This window comes from Amycolatopsis sp. NPDC004378 (assembly GCF_053602455.1).
On the sequence record NZ_JBSGDR010000007.1, the window covers coordinates 240,652 to 258,152 of the forward strand.

Below are 17,501 nucleotides of genomic sequence, written 5' to 3' on the forward strand. Positions count from 1 at the left end.
CCACTTAAAAGAACGCCGTACTCTTGTTTAGAGGACGTCGTTCTGTTAATTTCGCGGCACAAGGCACGGAGGAAGGGGTTCCGCGTGGTCGAGGTGCGGTTGCGGGTCAACGGGGTCGATGAGGTGCTCGATCTCCCACCACAGGTCAGCCTGCTCGACGCGCTGCGCGAGCGGCTGGGCCTGACCGGCACGAAGAAGGGCTGCGACCAGGGAGCCTGCGGGGCGTGCACGGTGCTCGCCGACGGGAAGCGGATCAACTCCTGTCTCGCGCTGGCGGTGCAGTACACCGGGCGTGAGATCACCACCATCGAGGGCGTGGACGACCCGCTGCAGGACGCGTTCGTCCGCACCGACGGCTTCCAGTGCGGCTACTGCACTTCGGGCCAGATCTGTTCGGCGATCGGGATGCTCGCCGAGCACAAGGACGGCGTGCCGAGCGCGGTCACCGAGCACCTGGCCACCTCCGGCGGCGTCCTGTCCGCCGCGGAGATCCGGGAGCGGATGAGCGGCAACCTGTGCCGCTGCGGTGCCTACAACGGCATCGTCGAGGCCATCCAGGAGGTCGCGCAATGAGATCGTTCGCCTACCTGAGCGCACCCGACGTCGAAACGGCGGTGCGGACCGTCGCCACCGAGCCGAACGCGAAGTTCCTCGGTGGCGGGACGAACCTCGTCGACCTGATGCGGGAGGACATCGAACGCCCCGACGTGGTCGTCGACATCACCCGGCTGCCGCTGACCGGGATCGCGGAGCTGCCCGGCGGCGGCCTCCGGATCGGCGCGCTGGTCACCAACAGCGCGCTGGCCGCGCACCCGCTGGTCCGGACCCGGTACCCGGTGCTGGCCCAGGCCATCCTCAACGGCGCCTCGGCGCAGCTGCGGAACATGGCGACCGTCGGCGGCAACCTGCTGCAGCGCACCCGCTGCCTGTACTTCTACGACGGCGCCGCCGCGTGCAACAAGCGTGAGCCCGGCAGCGGCTGCGCCGCGATCGGCGGGTTCGCCCGCAACGCCGGGATCCTCGGCGTCAGCGACCACTGCATCGCCGCCCACCCTTCGGACATGGGCGTCGCCCTGGCCGCGCTCGACGCGACCGTGGAAGTGGAAAGCACTCGCGGCACCCGCCGCGTCCCGCTGGCCGAGTTCCACCGGCTGCCGGGCGACACCCCGCAGGTCGAAACGGAACTGGCCCGCGACGAGCTGATCACCGCGGTCGAGCTGCCGGCCCTGCCGGTGGCGGCGCGGTCCCGCTACCGCAAGGTGCGCGACCGCGCGTCCTACGCCTTCGCCCTGGTCTCGGTCGCGGCCGCGCTGGAGACCGAAGACGGCGTCGTGACCGACGTCCGCCTGGCGCTCGGCGGTGTCGCCGCGAAGCCGTGGCGGGCCCGCGAAGCGGAGCGGATCCTGCTCGGCGCTCCGGCGACCGAAGAGTCCTTCCGCCGGGCGGCCGCGGCTGAACTCGCACCGGCGGTCGGGCAACCCGACAACGCCTTCAAGATCGACCTCGCGCAGCGCACGATCGTGGCGACGCTGCGCCAGCTGCTCACCGACGGGAGCGCCGCATGACCCGGACCCTGCCCGGCACCGAGACCGCCGGCACGCTCGTCGGCAAGCCGATCGACCGGGTCGACGGCAAGGTCAAGACCACCGGTGCCGCCCGCTTCTCGGCCGAGTACGCCCACCCCGACCTCGCGCACGCCGCGCTGGTGCACTCGACGGTCAGCCGGGGCCGGATCACCGCGATCGGGACCGAGGCCGCGGCCGCCGTCCCGGGCGTCGTCGCGGTGCTGACCCACCTGAACGCCCCGGCGCTGAAACCGGCCCCGAAGGTGAGCCCGCTCAACCTGGCCACCCTGGTCTCCGGCACTTCCGTCAACTACCTCGGCACCGACGAGGTGCACTGGGACGGCCAGCCGGTGGCGGTCGTCGTCGCCGACACCCTGGACGCCGCCCGGGAAGCCGCGGGACTGGTCACGGTGGCCTACGAGACCCTGCCGTCCACTGTGGACTTCGCGGCCGAGGAGAAGCACGCGCAACCGCAGAAGAGCAACCTGCTCATGTCGGGCACCGCGAAGAAGGGCGACGCGGAGGCCGCGCTCGCCGCGGCGCCGGTGACGCTGGACCGGCGGTTCACCACGCCGACCCACCACCACAACGCGATCGAGCCGCACGCGACCACCGCGATCTGGGCGGGCGACCGGCTGACCGTCCACGACGGCACGCAGAACATCGACTGGGCCCGCACGCACCTCGCGCTGCGGTTCGGCGTCCCGGTCGCGAACGTGCGGGTGCTCGCCCCGTTCGTCGGCGGCGGCTTCGGCGGCAAGGGCATGATCTGGCCCGGCACCATCCTCGCCGCGCTGGCGGCCCGCGCGACCGGCCGCCCGGTCCGGCTGATGCTGACCCGGGAAGGCGTCTACCGCACGGTCGGCGGGCGCACGCCGTCCACCCAGCGAGTCGCCCTCGGCGCCGATGCCGACGGCAAGCTGACCGCCCTCATCCACACCAGCGTGACGCGCACCGGCCGGGTCGGCGGCGGGCCCGAGCAGGTGACGTCGCAGTCGAAACACCTCTACGACGCCGAGAACATCCTGGTGCGGCAGAACCTCGTCGAACTGGACCTGATTCCCAACACTTCGATGCGCGCGCCCGGCGAATCGATCGGGACCTACGCGCTGGAAGCGTCGATCGACGAGCTCGCCTACGAGCTCGGCGTCGACCCGATCGACCTGCGGATGCGCAACGAACCGGCGGCGAACCCCCTCGACGGCAAGAAGTTCGCGCACCGGATGCTGCGCGAGGCCTATGCCCGCGGCGCCGAACGGTTCGGCTGGGCCGACCGGACGCCGGAGCCGGGTTCGATGCGCGACGGGCGGTGGCTGGTCGGGATGGGCGTCGCGTCGGCGTACCACCCGTCCTGGCAGTTCGCCGCGAACGTGACGGTCCGGCTCGCGGTCGACGGCACCGTCCTGGTGCGGTGCGGCTTCCAGGAGATGGGCATGGGCGGCGCGACCGCGCAGGCGCAGATCGCCGCGGACGCGCTCGGCGTGCCGTTCGAGGCGGTGCGCGTCGAGTACGGCGACTCCGCGCTGCCGATGAGCCCCGGGGCCGGCGGGTCCATGCAGACCGCCAGTATCGCCGCCAGCCTCCTGGCCGCCTGCGAGAAACTGCAGGGGCAGCTGGCTTCGCTGGCGAAACGGTCGGGCTCGGCCGGCGCGAGCCCGGCCGAGATCCTGGCCAAGGCCGGCGTGCCGTCGATCGAAGCCGCCGTCGGCTCCGACACCCGGCTCGGCAGGCTGGGCGGGCAGCTGAAGTTCATGGCGAAGTTCCTGCGCGACCAGCGGCGCTGGATGAAGGCCGCGTGCGGGGCCCAGTTCTGCGAGGTCCGCGTCGACCAGGACACCGGCGAGGTGCGGGTTTCGCGCTGGGTGGGCATGTTCGACGTCGGCCGGGTGATCAACGCGAAGACCGCGTCGAGCCAGCTGCGCGGCGGGATCGTGATGGGCATCGGCATGGCACTGTCCGAAGCGACACTGGTCGACCCCCGCACCGGGCGGATCATGAACCCGAGCCTGGCCGAGTACCACGTCCCGGTGCACGCCGACATCCCGCCGATCGACGTCGGCTACCTCGACGACCCCGACCCGACCATGCCGCTCGGCCTGGTCGGCGTCGGCGAGGTGGGCATCACGGGCGTCGCCGCGGCGATCGCGAACGCGGTCCACCACGCCACCGGCAAGCGCGTCTACGACCTGCCCATCACCCTCGACAAGGTGTGGTGAGACACCACCGGCTTGACGGTTTCCCCGGCGAATTCCCGGAAAGTGGTGGGCGCTTCGCGCCGCTGCCGTGGCCCTGGGGCCGGTCAGCGGGTGATGCCGGTGTGCCCGAGCGAATAGCGGCCGGGTTGCGGCCAGACGCACAACCCGTGGGGTTCATTGCCGACGGGGATCTTCCGGAGCAGTGAACCGTCCTTGGTGGATATCACGTAGACGACCCGGTCGTAGCGGCCGGAGAGCCACAGCTGGGTGCCGTCGGCGGTGACGTTGCCCATGTCCGGACTGCCGCCGCCGGGCAGGTGCCAGACGGTGACGGGCGCGCCGCTGTAGGCGTCGAGGACGGTGATGCTGCCTTCGTGCCGGTTGGTGACGTAGAGCTGCTTGGCGTCCCGGGACAGGTACAGGCCGTGTGCGCCGCGGCCGGTCGGGATGAAGCGGAGCACGTGCGTCGCCGCGCCGTCGAGGACCCAGAGGCCGTTCGCGTCGGAGTCGGCGATGTAGTACACGGAGCCGTCCGGGGCGAGCTTGATGTCCTGCGGGCCCATGCGCGTGTTGCGGTGCGGCATGTCGATCATCCGCAGCAGCCGGTGGGTGGCCACGTCGACGACCGCGACCCGGCCGGCGAACTCGCACGTGAAGACGGCGGTCCGGCCGTCGGGGGAGAAGTCGGCGTGGTCGATCCCGCCGCAGTCGGGGGCCGGGGTCTCGTCGTGGACCTGCCACGTGTGCGGGTCGTACCAGACCAGCTTGCGCAGCCGCTCCGCCACCGAGATGGCGTACCGGCCGTCCGGGGTGAAGTACATGTTGTACGGATCCACGACGGGAATCGCTTTGCCCGGTAGCCCGGTGCGCGGATCGAACGGCAGCAGGTGGTCGCCCCGGTCGTCGGTGGCGTAGAGGGTGCGCAGGTCGTACGACGGCACAACGTGCTGCAGTTCCTTGCCCGCCGGGTACTTGGCGATCACCTGGTAGGTCGCCGGATCGATCACCCACACGTCGCCGGACCCGCTGTGCGGCACGTACACCAGCGGCTTGTCGCCGGCGACGGCGGGAGAGAGCAGACCGGGGCCGGCCGCGGCGTCGACGTCGTGCGGGTCGGTGACCGCGGGCATGCCGGGCAGCGGGTTGAACGCCGGGGGCGGCGGGGTCGGCAGGTGGGGCAGCGCGGTCCCGGGAGTGTCCATTCCGGTCATGCCCGGCATCGTGTCGCCGGGGCCCGGGGTGCTCGCGCCCGAGCAGGCGGCGGTGAGGAGCGCGCAGAGCGCGACGATGAGCGGTCGCACGGGGCTACGCGAGCAGCTCGGTCGCGGTGACGGGGGTGAGCCCGCGGGCGGCGAGATCGCCGAGGACGGCGGGGAGCGCGGCGACCGTCCCGGGGTGCCCCAGGTGCATGCTGACGACGCTGCCCGCGGTGGCCTTCGCCACCGCGGAGCGGATCGCGGCGGGCCCGGGATCCTTCCAGTCCAGGGAGTCGACGTCGTAGGACAGCACGTTCGCGTACCCGGCCCGGCCGGCTTCGACGAGTTCTTCCCGGGTGGCGTGCTGGCCCTGGGACTGCCGGAAGAACCGCCCCGGTGACCCGGTCAGTTCGGCGAGCTTGTCCCGGCACCGCTGGATTTCCGCGTACATCGGTTCCGCCGCATACCCCGACAGGGCGGGGTGGCTCCAGGTGTGGTTGCCCAGCTCGTGACCGCCGTCGCGCACCATGCGCGCGGCGTCCGGGTGCGCGGCGAGCCAGGTCCCGACGGCCAGCACCGTGATCCGGGCGCCGTGCTGGTGCACGACGTCCAGGACCTGGCGGGTGACCTGGAGGTCACCGGCACCGTGGAAGGTCAGCGCGACCTGAGGACGTCCGGCGGCCGACCGGGCCAGCTCGACGGCGGGGCCCACGGGAGGTGGCGAAGGCGTCGACGACGTCGCGGGCGAAGGCGCGGGCCCGGCGCTGCGGCTGGTCGCCGGGGCGGGGCTCTGGCCGGGGGCCGAGCACGCCGTCAAGGCGGCGGCGCCCAGGGTCATGCCGAGCAGTCGGCGTCGGGTCAGGGGATCGTGCTCAGGCACCGTTGAACCATCTACGAGTGCTGCTGTGAGGACGCTGAGAGCGGTCTTGCCGCTGCGCGTACGCTTCCCCGGCCGAGCGCACGAACTGACTGGGGACGAAAAACGATGGACATCGCTTCCGGCGCGGACAGAGTCCGTGTCCACGAACCGGCGCCGCACCTGCCGTCGGGGGCCGAGCCGCTGTTCGCCGGGTACATCCGGCAGCTGACGAAGGCGACCGTCCTGCGTACCGCGCTCACCGGCGCGCTCGTCGCCTTCGGCGTGCTTCTCGCGCTCACCGAAAAGCGCGGGAGCGGGCTGCCGTACTTCTACTTGACGGTCTTCGGCGCCAGTCTGGCGATGTGGTGCTACGTCCTGAGCCTGTACCAGCGGCTCCGGCGGCTCTTCGTCGAGCCCTACCACCGGCTGGACGTCGCTCCCGACGGGTTGCTCGTGAAGGGGTCGCGGGTGTCCGTTCGCTTGCCGGACGGGCGGTGGCTGCGGACCCGGCTCCACGACGGGCCGCGGGTGCAGCTGGCCGGCGAGCGCCGGGTGTGGGTGCTCGGCACCGGCCGGCGGGTGTTCGTCCGCCTGCCGGGCGCGATGTGGTTGCGGGCCGGGCGGATCGAGGACGCCCCCGTGGCGGGGGCGACGCTCGCGGAACCGGTCTCGCGCCGGCCGACGCCGCCGCGTCGTGACCCGGTGCTCGCCGCGCACCGGGCGTTCCAGATCCGGCGGACGCTCGGGTCCGCGGTGACGTTCCTGGTGCTGGGAGCGGCCGGTCTCGTCTTCGTGTCGACCGTGTCGTTCGACGCCGACAGCATCGCCGGTCCCGCCGCGGTGGGCGGCGCCGGCGGTGGCAGCGGGGTGTTCCTGCTGCTGGGACTGCTGATGCTCGTCGGCGTGCTGCGGATCCGGCGGCCGATCACCGAGGACACCTGGGTGGAACTGCGCGTCGCCCTCGACACGCAGTTCGTTCCGCGCACCCGGGGCGTGACCCGGCTGACCGGCTGGGCGCTGCACCCGGACGGCCGCCAGACGCGGTTCCGGCTGGTGGCCGACGTGTCGCTGGCGACGAACGTGGCGACGACCGGGCAGCTGTGGCTGGTGGGCTACCCGCGGCCGGGCAAACCGGCGAAGGCCGGGATTCCGGGCTATCCCTTCGTGGGCAGCTTCCGCCTGGCCTGAGGTCGCTGGTCCTGGCGGGTGTCACGGTGGTCGGCAACTCGTTCGGTGGCGGGGTCGCCGTGGGCGGCTGACCCCGGCGGGGCCCGGTGATCGGGCCCCGCCGGACACACCGGTCCACATCAGACGCGCGCGTCGCCGAACCAGCGCCGGGCGGCTCGTTCGAACGAGCCGCGGTCGGGCACGTGCTCTCCGGCCCAGGCGACGACCCCGTCGGGGCGGACCAGGACCGCGCCGAGGCCGAGGTCGTTCTCCGCGGTGCCCGCGGCGTACCGCAGCTCGCATTCCCAAGCCGCCGCGGAATCGCGAAGGTGCCGGCCGGCGCTGAAGTCGAGGACGGCGCCCCGGCCGTCGCGCATCAGGTCGGCGAGGCTCGTGCCGTCGTCCAGCCGGAAGTCCGGCGCGACGCGGCCGACCAGCGGCCGGTCGTCGCCGAGGTCGTGGCGGGCCGCCATGCCGGAAAGCTTCTCGAACACGTAGGTCGTCCCGTTCCGGGTGCGGAGCAGGTCGCGCAGCACGCTCTGGACGGCCTGGGCGTGCGGATCCGGCCGCATCGACGCCACCTGGGCCCGTGTCCAGTCGAGCGCCCAGGCGCCGACCGGGTGGCGCTCGCGGGTGTAGGTGTCGAGCAGCCCGTCCGGGGCCCGCCCGCGCAGGGTCGCCGCGAGCTTCCAGCCCAGGTTGGCGGCGTCGCCGATGCCCGTGTTCAGTCCCTGCCCGCCGAGGGGCGAAACGATGTGCGCGGCGTCGCCCGCGAGCAGGACGCGGCCACGCCGGTAGGTCGTCGCCTGCATCGCGCGGTCGGTGTAGCTCGAGGCGAGGTGGACCTCCGTCAGCGTCACGTCGGTACCGGAGACGCGCCGCAGCACTTCCTGGAGGTGCTCGCGGGTGACTTCCCGCGAGCGGTCGAACGCGCCGCCGTCGAAGTCCATCACACCGATGTGCCCGTCCGCGGCCATCCGCAGGTACATGCCGCGCGGCGTGGGGGTGAACCCCGGGTTCAGCTTTTCGATGTCGGGAATGGTGGCGAGCGCGACGTACCCGGTGAACTGCGGCTCGGTGCCGGTGAACTCGAAGCCCGCGAGCCGGCGCACCGCACTCCGCCCGCCGTCGCAGCCGACGGCCCAGCGTGCCGGGTACGCCCGCGCGCCGGCGTGCACGACGACGCGCTCGTCGTCCTGGGTGAGGCCGTCCACGGCGACCCCGCGGCGGATCTCGACCCCGAGTTTGGCCGCCCGTTCGGACAGCGCCGCTTCGACCGTGTCGAGGCTGGTCATGACGGCGTCCGGCACCGAGCCGGGCAGCCGGTACGGCAGGGCGGCGAGGTCGACGTCGGCCGCGTCGAGCACGATCCCGGCGAAGTGCCCCGCGAAGCGCGGCTGTGCCGGGTCGTCGTCTTCGGCGGCGCCGAACGCGGGGCCGGCCTCGGCCAGCAGCGGCTCCAGCAGCCCGCGCCGGTGGAACGCCGCGACGGAAGCGGCGAACAGGCCGCGCCGCCCGAGCGGCGCCGTCCGCCACGGGGCGCCGGGCTCCGGCTCCCGCTCGAGAACCAGGACCGAGCAGCCCGCGAGGCCCAGTTCGCAGGCCAGGAACAGCCCGACGGGCCCGGCGCCCACGATCACCACGTCATGCATGAGAAATCCCCTTCCGCGGCCGGATTTCGGCGACCGGTCCAGGCTGCGGTGAGCCGCGCTCAGGACGCGCACACGGCGCTGGCACGGAGGTGTCAAGCGCGCACAGCGGCGCACGCGCCGGGATCGGGGTGGCTACCTCCGCCGCGTTGCCGACCGGGAGCCGGCACGGCCTCGGGTTGCCGATCACCCGGCCAAGCCCGGGTCACGCTGCCCACCGCTCACCCACCGGCTGCCGACCACGGGCGGGCATCGTGCTGGTGGCAGGCGTGGCCGGCCACTCCGGCCGGCCCACCGTCACCGAGGAGAAAACACATGTCCGACAACGAAATCATCCGGTCCTGGAAGGACGAGGAGTTCCGCAACGGCCTCGGGCCCGCCCAGCGGTCCCTGCTGCCGGCGAACCCCGCCGGTCTGATGGAGCTCACCGACGAGGCGCTCGACGACCTCATCGCCGGCGCCGCGGCGCTCGACTCCTGCTGCTGGAGCAGCTGCAACGAAACGCAGTAACGACGGCTGCGGGCCCCGGCGGCGGAAGTGGCCGGGGCCCTGCTGAGGAGGGGAGGCCCATGGCCGAGAACCGGTCGATCTTCCGGGAACAGGCGCTGGAGTACCACCGCAACGGCCGGTGGACGGCGGTGCTGCCGCCGGCGGCCCGGCCCCGGGTCTTCCGGCGGCTGTGGCTCGCGCTGGGGGTGCTCGGGCTGCTGAGCGCCGTCGTCGCCGCGATCCCCGTCCCGACCTACGACACGGGGAGTGCGTTCGCCGTCGCGGGGCAGGACGTCGGACGGCCGGGCGAGCCGGTGGTGCTCGTCGTCGCGCTGCCGGGCGCCGATCTCCCCGGGCTGGCCGACGGGGCACCCGTGGTCCTCGAGCAGGGCGACGTCCGCGGCACCGTGGTGGGGCACGAGCGCGCCCCGCTCGCGCCCGCCGGGCTGTCGGCCCGGTTCGGGGTGCCCGCCGCCGGCCTGCCGGATCCGGCGGCGGTCGCCGTGGCGCGGGTCGACGCCGGCCCGGTGCGGGACGGCGACCGCCTCCCGGCGCGGGTCCGCGTCGGGTCCCGGAGCGTGCTGGCCGGGCTGCCGGTGGTTGGCGGGGTGTTCGGATGAGCGCCGGGTGGTGGCGCGCGGTCGCCCGATGGCTGGTCCGCAGGCGCCGGCTGCCGGTGCTCCTGCAGCTGAGCGCCACCGAGTGCGGCGCGGCGTGCCTCGCGATGATGCTCGGCTACCACGGCCGCGCCACGCAGGTCTCGGAGTGCCGGGAGTTCTTCGGCGCGGCGCGGGACGGGATCACCGCACGCGCGCTCGTCCAGGCGGCGCGGTCGTTCGGCCTGCGCACCAAGGTCTTCTCGCTCGACCTCCCCGCGCTGCCCCGGCTCGAGCTGCCGGTGATCGCGCACTGGTCGTTCAACCACTTCGTGATCATCGAGGCGAAGCTGCGGAAGGGCTACCGGATCGTCGACCCGGCCTTCGGCCGCCGGGTCGTCGGCGACGACGAGTTCGCCCGCGAGTTCACCGGCGTCGTGATCACGGTGGCGCCCGGGCCGGCCCTCGCCGGGCGGCGGCCGGGGCAGTCGGCGTGGTCGGTGTACCTGCGCCAGGTGCTGCGGATGCGCGGCTGGCGGCGGATGCTCGCCCAGGTCGTCGGCGCGTCCCTCGTCCTGCAGGCGACGGCGCTCGCGGTCCCCGCGCTCACCAAGGTGCTCGTCGACTACGTCATCCCGCTGCGCCTGACCGACGTGCTGGGCATCATCGCCGTCGGCGCGGTGCTCATCGTCCTGACCAACCTCGTGGCCGCCTACCTGCGCTCGGCGATGCTCATCTACCTGCAGGGGCGGTTCGACACGCAGATCATGCTCGGCCTGTTCGGCCACCTGCTGAGCCTGCCGTACACGTTCTTCGCGCAACGCACCAGCGGCGATCTCCTCCTGCGGCTGGGCAGTTCCGCGGCGATCCGGGAGATGCTCACCGGCCAGGCACTGTCGGCGGTGCTCGACGGCGGGTTCGTGCTGGTGTTCCTCGTGGTGCTGGCCACGCAGAGCTGGGTGTTCGGGCTGCTCGCGTTCGGGATCGGCGCCGTCCAGGTGGTGGTGCTGCTGGTCACGGCGCGGCCGCTGCGCGACCTGACCCAGCGCTACCTCGTGGCGCAGGCCGAGTCGCAGAGCTTCGGGGTGCAGCTGCTCAAGGGCATCGGCACGCTGAAGGCCAGCGGCGTCGAGGACCGGGTGCTGGACTTCTGGTCGAACCTGTTCCACCGGGAGCTGGGGTTTTCCCTGCGCCGCAACCAGTACGCGGCGGTCGTCGACACGATCCTGACGGCGTTGCGCACGCTGGCGCCGCTGCTGCTGCTCACCGTCGGCATGGTGAGCGTGGTCGACGGGACGATGCCGCTCGGCACGATGCTGGCGCTGATCGCGATCGCCACGGCGTTCCTCACGCCGCTCGCGTCCCTGGTCACCACCGGGCAGCAGCTGCAGCTGGCCGGGGCGCACCTGCGCCGGATCGTCGACGTCATCGAGGCCGAGCCCGAACCGGTGGCCCCGGTCCCGGACGTGCGGCTGTCCGGCCGGCTGGAGCTGTCCGGCGTCACGTTCTCCTACGACCCGCACGGCCCGCGCGTCCTGCACGACGTGTCGTTCACCGCCGAACCGGGGGAGAAGATCGCCCTCGTCGGCCGCACCGGCGCCAGCAAGAGCACGCTGGCGCTGCTGCTGCTCGGCCTGTACCACCCGACCGGCGGCACCATCCGCTACGACGGGAAACCCCTGGCGGAACTGGGGATCGACGGGGTGCGCCGCCAGTTCGGCGTCGTGCTGCAGGAACCGTTCCTGTTCAACGGGTCCATCCGCGCGAACATCTCGATCGGCGACCCGGCCATGCCGCTGGAGAAGGTCGTCGAAGCCGCGACGCTCGCGGGCATCCACGACGAGATCGAGCGGATGCCGATGCGGTACGAGACGCTGCTCGGCGAGGGCGGCAGCGGCCTGTCCGGTGGGCAGCGGCAACGGCTGGCGCTGGCCAGGGCGCTGGCGACGACCCCGACGTTCCTGCTGCTCGACGAGGCGACCAGTCACCTCGACCTGGCGACGGAAGCCTTGGTGGACCACAACCTCAGCGCGCTGGCGTGCACCCGGATCGTCATCGCCCACCGGCTCAGCACCGTCCAGAACGCCGACCGGATCCTCGTGCTCGACCAGGGCCGGGTCGTCGAAGCCGGGCGCCACGAAGAACTCCTCGAGCTCGGCGGGCACTACGCCGGCCTCGTGCGGACCCAGCTGGAGCGCACCCCATGACCGATCAGGCCCTCACCGCGGACCTGCGCCGGCTGCTCACGGGCCGGGTGTCCGACGAGCCGGCGACGCTGGCGGCGTACGAGACCGACTACGGCCAGGTGGTCTACCGCCGGCCGGCGGTGGTGGTCCGCCCGTACGGCCCCGGCGACGTCGCGGCCACCCTGCGCTACGCCACGAAGCACGGCGTTCCCGTGTCGCCCCGGGGAACCGGCCACTCGCTGCGGGGACAGTCCACCAACGACGGTGGCATCGTCCTGGACGTCACCGGCCTGGACCACCTGACGATCGACCCCGGCGCCCGGCGGTTCCGCTGCGGCCCGGGTGCCCGGTGGCGCGCGGTCGTCGCCGAGGCGAGCCGGCACGGGGCTCACGCCGCCGGTGCTGACCAGCTACCCGCACGTCACCGTCGGCGGCACCCACTCGGCCGGGAGCTGGGGCGAGTCGTCGTTCCGCTTCGGTGCCCAAGTGGACAACTGCACGGCACTCGACGTCGTGACCGGGGCGGGCGAGCCGGTGCGGTGTGATCCGGAAACCCACCCGGACCTGTTCGGGCACGTGCTCGGCGGGATGGGGCAGTTCGCGGTGATCACCGGGGTGGAGCACCGGCTCCGGGAGTACCGCCCGGTCGCCAGGACGTACCCGCTGCACTACGAGACGGCCGAGGAGATGCTCGGCGACCTGCGGCGCCTGGTGGCCCCCGGCACGCCGGTGACCAGACTCGAATCCACCGTCGAGGCCGCGCCCGACGGCACCTGGCGCCACCGGGTGCTGGCCACGCTCGAGGTCGACGACGCCGCGACCGCGCCGTCGCGGTGCCCGGTGGCCGGTCTGGTGGGCCGCCGGGAACCACCGGCCGACCAGCCGGCGGCGACGTTCCTGGCCCGCCCCCGGGCCGGTGAGGTGCCGCCCGTTCCGGGCGTCGCCCAGCCCTGGCTGGTGGCGTACCTGCCGTGGTCCCGGGCGCAGGCGTTCCTGACGGTGTGCCGGCGCCGCCTGCACGGCCTGCTCGCCGGAGCCGACGCCGTGGTGCTGTGGCCCGCCCGGCGAGCCGTGACGGCCACGCCGATGCTCCGCGTACCGGACGGCGAAGCCGGGCTGATCATGGTCGGGCTCTTCCCCCGGGTGGCCGTCGCGAAGCTGCCGCCCGCGCTCGCGCTGCTGAGCCGGATCAGCGATCTGGCGCTGGAGCTGGGCGGAACCCGGCACCTGGCCACGTGGGTGCACCTCGACCTGCCCCGCTGGCGCCTGCACTTCGGCACCGAGTGGCCGAAGGTGAACGAGCTGAAGCACCGCTACGACCCGGCGGGGATCCTCAACCCCGGCTTCATCGAGTACGAACCGGACGGCGCCACCGCGACGTGACGCCCGATTCCCTACCCGGCAAGGATTTCAGCCGCCGGCGACCAGGCCCGCGCCAGCAGTTCGAAGCTCCGCAGCCGGGTGGCGACGTCGGCCGACTCGGTGAGCACCATCAGCTCGTCCGCCGCGGTCTGCTCCGCCAGCGCCGCCAGCCCGGCCGTCACCGTGTCCGGCGCGCCGGTGATCAGGTTGATCGGCAGCCGCCGGGCCTTGTCCAGGTGCGGGTGCGCCGCCGCCGCTTCCGGGGTGAGCAGCAGCAGCTCGGACCGGCCGGTCAGCATCTCCAGCACCCGGACCCGGTGCGGGGCCGCCAGCCAGGCGGCTTCGTCGTCGCTGTCCGCGGTGAGGACGTTGATCGTCACGATCGCGTAGGGCTCGGCGAGGACCGCCGACGGCGTGAACGTCTCGCGGTAGAGCCGCAGCGCGGGCAGGGTGGCGCCGGTGCTGAAGTGGTGGGCGTAGGCGTAGGGCAGCCCGAGCCGGCCCGCGAGCCGGGCGCTGAAGTCGCTCGACCCCAGCAGCACGACACCGGGCGAGGTGCGTGCTGCTGGGGTGGCGGAGAAGCCGTCCCAGATGCCTTCGCTCGTCCGCGGGTCGCCGAGCAGGCCCAGCAAGTCCTGCAGGTACCGGGGGAACTCCGCGTCGGTCAGGGCGGCCGGGGCGCGGCGCAGGGCCGACGCCGTCGCCGGGTCGGTGCCGGGCGCCCGGCCGATGCCGAGGTCGATGCGCCCGGGGTGCAACGCCTCCAGCATGGCGAACTGCTCGGCGACCACGAGCGCGGGGTGGTTGGGCAGCATCACCCCGCCGGACCCGACGCGGATCCGCGACGTCGCGGCGGCCAGATGCGCGATCAGCACCGCGGGCGAAGTGCTGGCGACACTGCGCGAGTTGTGGTGCTCGGCAACCCAGAAGCGGTGGTAGCCGAGCTCGTCGGCGCGGCGGGCGACCTCGGTGGTGCCCCGCAGCGCGTCGGCGCTGCTGGCCCGGGTGCCGAGGAGGGCGAGGTCGAGCACGGACAGCGGGATGGCCATCGCGGGGCTCCTAGAGGCGGTGGGGTTCGAGGTCGGGCACGGATGGGGTGTGTGCCGGGGCGGCGGTGCCGGCCATCGCGGGACTCCTAAGGGCGAGGAGGGTCGAGGCTGAGCACGGACGGGACGTGCCCCGGGTCGGCGGCGCGCAGCAGGCCGTAACCGATACCCGCGAGCCCCGTCATCAGCCCGGGTGTCTCCGCGCCGGTCGGGACGCCGCAGCGCCAGCCGTGCCGGTCGATGTCCGCGAGGACGGCGGCGCCGCGGTCGGCCGCTTCGGGGTGCCCGGCCGCCAGCAGGAGGTCGAGACTGCCGAAGTCGCCGTGGCACAGGCTGTGGCTGGCACCGAAGCCGGTGGCGAGCGCCGCCGTCGTCGCGGCGGCGATCTCCGCGGTCACCTCCGGGCCGGTGGTGCCGGGCAGCGCCAGCCGGCCGAGGCCGATCCCGACGGCGCCGTGGCACCACGCGGTCATGCACGCCGACGGGGCGGCCTCGGCCCGCAGGTCCGGCCAGTTTCCCCGCTCCGGCAGGAAAAGCGTGCGCTCGTAAGCCAGCGCTCGGTCCGCCGCGTCGGCGAACCGGCGCTGCCCGGTCAGCTCGGCGGCGGTGGCGAGGGCCCAGCCGATACCGGCCGCGCCGTGGGCGAACCCGGTCAGCGGCCGGTCCGCCAGCGGCGTCCGCCACCCCAGCGCGCCGGCCGCCTGGGGGAGGGCGGTGGCCAGCAGGTGGTCACCGCAGCGCCCGACGGCGGCGAGGAGTGCCGGGTCCGGGCGGTGCCGGTGCAACGCGGCCAGCGCGCCGACGCAGCCGGCCGCCCCGCCCAGCACGTCCAGCTGGACGTCGTCACCGACCAGCCCGGTCACCCCGGCCGCCAGGTCCACGGCTTCGTCGAGCAGCTCCGGCCGGTCCCACAGGACGCCGAGGTGCGTGAGCAGGTGGATGGGGCTGCCCAGCCCGGAGAACGCGCCGAGCTGAGTGGTGTGCGCGCTGCCCCGGGCGGTCAGCCGCCGCACGGTCGACAGCCCGCCCTCGGCCAGCGCGGTGTACCGGTTTTCGCCGGTGGCCCGGCCGAGGTAGGCGAGGAACAACGCGATGCCCGAGACGCCGCCGTAGAGGTCGACGTCGAGTGCGGTCAGGTCCCAGTACTGCTCCTGGAACGCGGTGAGGCCGAGCCAGTACAGGTCGTCGCCGCGCCGCACGGCGAGCTTCTCCAGCCGGTTGCCGACGGCTTTCGCCGCGGCCAGGTAGTCGGCCGCGCCGGCGATGCCGGGCACGAGCTGACCGCCGTAGGTCGCGGGAGCGGCGGTCCCGTCGCCCATGGCGAGCGAGGTGAGCGAGCCGCGGACGATCCAGGTCTGCCAGTCGAGATCGGCGTCGGAGAGCCGCTCGATGCGCTCGCGGGCCACCTCCATGCTCGGGCGCTCCAGGAAGCCGGGCACCCGCTCGCCCGTGCTGGTCCAGACGTCGACCGAGTCCGGCCGGGTCGAGAACACGGGCACGTCGCCGCGCCAGAGGTCGGCGCGCTCGGCGGCGATCACCCTGGTGAGGTAGGGGAAATCGCCGACCGACACCCACAGCTTGTCGAAGAACCGGTCCCGGTCGAGGCCGTCGCGCAGGACGTCGGGGTGGAAGCTCTCGCGCAGCAGCAGGCTGTAGATGTGGGTGGGGCGCACGATGACCCGGATTTCGTCGGCCGCGAACCGCGCCAGCGGGCCGTCGCCGGCGAGCAGCTCCGCGCGGTGCTCCTGGAGGCCCCGGTAGGTGTCCCGGAACCCGTCGATCAGGTCGTCGGCGTAGTCGAGCACGTCGATTTCGCCGTCGAGCAGCGCGGGCCGGTTGTGCCCGTCGGAGGTCGTCATGCGCTTGCGGTCACTGCGCATCCGGTCGGTCCCGGTGTCGGCCCAGTACTGCGAAGCGCGCGGCGAAAGCTGGTTCTCCTGGTAGCCGAGCCCGGACATGTCCACGCCGGGGGCACCGGTGTGGCCCCAGGACCGCTGCGGCAGCAGGCCGACCCGCAGCACCGAGTCCAGCGACGCCGTCGGCCCGCCGAGCGGGACCGCCGACTGGACTGCCATGTTGGGCTGGAACAACGACTCGAGGTCGACGACCACCGGGTGCTCGCCCGCGGCGACGAGGTTCTCGTAGTGCATGTCCGTGCCGCCGAGCCCGTACATCAGCGCCAGGTGCGCGCCCAGCCTGCGGTAGAACCGCGCCACCTCGTCCTTCGTCCGGCACTCGGTCCGCGCGCAGAACTCGGTCCAGCCGTACTCGCCCCGGTCCAGCACCGCGAGCGTCCGCAGGTCCAGCCCGGGCACCTTGGTACCGAGCCACCGGAGCAGCTGCTGGAAGTGCACGTCCACCGCGAGCGACTTCGGCTTGTACGCCAGCCGGAGCCCGCCGGTGAACCCCGCGACCAGCACCGCGCGGCCGCCGCGGTGCCGATCGCCCAGGTTGGCGTCCACAGTGGACAGCAAGCCGGGGTCCTCGTCCGGGGCGAAGGTCCGCCGGATGTCCGCCCAGTCCGCGGTGAGCCGGCGCAGGAACTCGACGTGCACCGCGGTCTGCTGCCGCACGTGCTCGGCCAGGAGCCGCCCGAGCAGCGGGTACTCGGCGAACAGCGCCCCGACGGCGGCCGGCTCGCGCAGGCGCCGCACGAAGCTGAGGTACCGCTCTCGCGGCGTCTCCCCGCCGGTCTCCCCGCGCAGGCGCGCCACGTTCAGCTCCAGCGCCAGCGTGCGCTCGACCATCCCCGGCAGGGTCGGCACCACCTGCGCCCGCACCAGGTCCGCGGCACGGGCGGGATCGACCGGACCACCCGAGGCGGCCAGCTCGCCCGCCACCGCGGTCACTTCGGCACAAGCGCGCCGCACCAGGGGTTCGGCCAGGACGAGGAGCCCGTCCGCCTCGTCGCCGGGGGGCACCGGCTCGGCGAACGCGGCGACGTCGGCCAGCCAGGCGGGCCGGGCCAGCCGGGCCCGCAGCGCGGCGTCGTCCTCGCCGAGCACGGCGGCGAGGTCCGCCTCGGTGATCCCGTCTGCCGCGAGCCGGGTGGCGAGCCGGCCGTCCTCGTCGAACGGCCGCTGCCGCCGCCACCGCGCCAGCCGCCGGTCTCCGCGCGCCGGGTCCGCCGGCGCCCCGGCGGGCAGCCGTTCGGCCAGCGACAACCCGCGGTACCACGTGTCGGTCTGCAC

General features: G+C 73.7%; 13 protein-coding genes and 1 pseudogene. 9 read left to right on the forward strand and 5 right to left on the reverse strand.

Annotated elements, in window-relative coordinates; translation table 11 throughout:
- Positions 1 to 84: 84 nt before the first annotated feature.
- From ACWEN0_RS22865 to ACWEN0_RS22875, 3 genes are read left to right on the forward strand one after another with little or no spacing between them, the layout of a single operon-like run.
- A complete protein-coding gene (locus ACWEN0_RS22865; RefSeq protein ID WP_451976819.1) occupies positions 85 to 573 on the forward strand; it encodes a 2Fe-2S iron-sulfur cluster-binding protein in 489 nt (162 codons plus the stop codon).
- Positions 570 to 1,565, forward strand: coding sequence for an FAD binding domain-containing protein (locus ACWEN0_RS22870; protein WP_451976822.1), 996 nt, complete (start codon positions 570 to 572; stop codon positions 1,563 to 1,565). Before ACWEN0_RS22865 ends, ACWEN0_RS22870 begins: the two co-directional genes overlap by 4 nt.
- Positions 1,562 to 3,781, forward strand: coding sequence for a xanthine dehydrogenase family protein molybdopterin-binding subunit (locus ACWEN0_RS22875; protein ID WP_451976825.1), 2,220 nt, complete (start codon positions 1,562 to 1,564; stop codon positions 3,779 to 3,781). Before ACWEN0_RS22870 ends, ACWEN0_RS22875 begins: the two co-directional genes overlap by 4 nt.
- Positions 3,782 to 3,864: 83 nt before the next feature.
- On the opposite strand, the gene ACWEN0_RS22880 is transcribed toward ACWEN0_RS22875, so the two are convergent.
- Positions 3,865 to 5,061, reverse strand: coding sequence for a YVTN family beta-propeller repeat protein (locus tag ACWEN0_RS22880; RefSeq protein WP_451976828.1), 1,197 nt, complete (start codon positions 5,059 to 5,061; stop codon positions 3,865 to 3,867).
- A gap of 4 nt (positions 5,062 to 5,065) precedes the next feature.
- Entirely contained in the window at positions 5,066 to 5,836 is a 771-nt protein-coding gene (locus ACWEN0_RS22885) for a polysaccharide deacetylase family protein (protein WP_451976831.1), read from the reverse strand.
- A gap of 105 nt (positions 5,837 to 5,941) precedes the next feature.
- Between ACWEN0_RS22885 and ACWEN0_RS22890 the strand changes: the two genes are divergently transcribed.
- On the forward strand, positions 5,942 to 7,003 hold the full coding sequence (locus ACWEN0_RS22890) for a hypothetical protein (protein WP_451976834.1): 1,062 nt from the start codon (positions 5,942 to 5,944) through the stop codon (positions 7,001 to 7,003).
- 119 nt (positions 7,004 to 7,122) lie between these two features.
- Here ACWEN0_RS22890 and ACWEN0_RS22895 read toward each other — a convergent pair whose 3' ends face one another.
- Positions 7,123 to 8,634: an FAD-dependent oxidoreductase gene (locus ACWEN0_RS22895; protein WP_451976837.1), complete on the reverse strand. Its 1,512-nt coding sequence runs from the start codon at positions 8,632 to 8,634 to the stop codon at positions 7,123 to 7,125.
- Between the two features lie 312 nt (positions 8,635 to 8,946).
- On the opposite strand from ACWEN0_RS22895, the gene ACWEN0_RS22900 reads away from it, so the two are divergent.
- From ACWEN0_RS22900 to ACWEN0_RS22920, 5 genes and pseudogenes are all read left to right on the forward strand, one after another.
- The gene (locus ACWEN0_RS22900) at positions 8,947 to 9,141 is read left to right on the forward strand and encodes a mersacidin/lichenicidin family type 2 lantibiotic (protein ID WP_451976840.1); all 195 of its coding nucleotides are present in this window, start codon (positions 8,947 to 8,949) and stop codon (positions 9,139 to 9,141) included.
- A gap of 59 nt (positions 9,142 to 9,200) precedes the next feature.
- Positions 9,201 to 9,740 (forward strand): hypothetical protein, encoded by a 540-nt coding sequence (locus ACWEN0_RS22905; RefSeq protein WP_451976843.1) that lies wholly within the window; start codon positions 9,201 to 9,203, stop codon positions 9,738 to 9,740.
- On the forward strand, positions 9,737 to 11,923 hold the full coding sequence (locus tag ACWEN0_RS22910) for a peptidase domain-containing ABC transporter (protein WP_451976846.1): 2,187 nt from the start codon (positions 9,737 to 9,739) through the stop codon (positions 11,921 to 11,923). Before ACWEN0_RS22905 ends, ACWEN0_RS22910 begins: the two co-directional genes overlap by 4 nt.
- A pseudogene (locus ACWEN0_RS22915) lies at positions 11,920 to 12,385 on the forward strand (FAD-binding oxidoreductase); the annotation flags it as partial. The gene ACWEN0_RS22910 and the pseudogene ACWEN0_RS22915, both read left to right, overlap by 4 nt.
- A 3-nt stretch (positions 12,386 to 12,388) precedes the next feature.
- A complete protein-coding gene (locus tag ACWEN0_RS22920; protein WP_451977141.1) occupies positions 12,389 to 13,285 on the forward strand; it encodes a hypothetical protein in 897 nt (298 codons plus the stop codon).
- 11 nt (positions 13,286 to 13,296) lie between these two features.
- Here ACWEN0_RS22920 and ACWEN0_RS22925 read toward each other — a convergent pair whose 3' ends face one another.
- Positions 13,297 to 14,313, reverse strand: a complete 1,017-nt coding sequence (locus ACWEN0_RS22925; protein ID WP_451976849.1) for an LLM class flavin-dependent oxidoreductase — start codon at positions 14,311 to 14,313, stop codon at positions 13,297 to 13,299.
- An 86-nt stretch (positions 14,314 to 14,399) separates the two neighbouring features.
- The gene (locus ACWEN0_RS22930) at positions 14,400 to 17,501 is read right to left on the reverse strand and encodes a type 2 lanthipeptide synthetase LanM family protein (RefSeq protein WP_451976852.1); all 3,102 of its coding nucleotides are present in this window, start codon (positions 17,499 to 17,501) and stop codon (positions 14,400 to 14,402) included.

Bases quoted from the DNA above. Each gene is read 5' to 3' on its own strand.
- ACWEN0_RS22870 (WP_451976822.1), top strand. From the start codon at position 570: ATGAGATCGTTCGCCTACCTGAGCGCACCCGACGTCGAAACGGCGGTG.
- ACWEN0_RS22875 (WP_451976825.1), top strand. From the start codon at position 1,562: ATGACCCGGACCCTGCCCGGCACCGAGACCGCCGGCACGCTCGTCGGC.
- ACWEN0_RS22890 (WP_451976834.1), top strand. From the start codon at position 5,942: ATGGACATCGCTTCCGGCGCGGACAGAGTCCGTGTCCACGAACCGGCG.
- ACWEN0_RS22895 (WP_451976837.1), bottom strand. From the start codon at position 8,634: ATGCATGACGTGGTGATCGTGGGCGCCGGGCCCGTCGGGCTGTTCCTG.
- ACWEN0_RS22900 (WP_451976840.1), top strand. From the start codon at position 8,947: ATGTCCGACAACGAAATCATCCGGTCCTGGAAGGACGAGGAGTTCCGC.
- ACWEN0_RS22905 (WP_451976843.1), top strand. From the start codon at position 9,201: ATGGCCGAGAACCGGTCGATCTTCCGGGAACAGGCGCTGGAGTACCAC.
- ACWEN0_RS22910 (WP_451976846.1), top strand. From the start codon at position 9,737: ATGAGCGCCGGGTGGTGGCGCGCGGTCGCCCGATGGCTGGTCCGCAGG.
- ACWEN0_RS22925 (WP_451976849.1), bottom strand. From the start codon at position 14,313: ATGGCCATCCCGCTGTCCGTGCTCGACCTCGCCCTCCTCGGCACCCGG.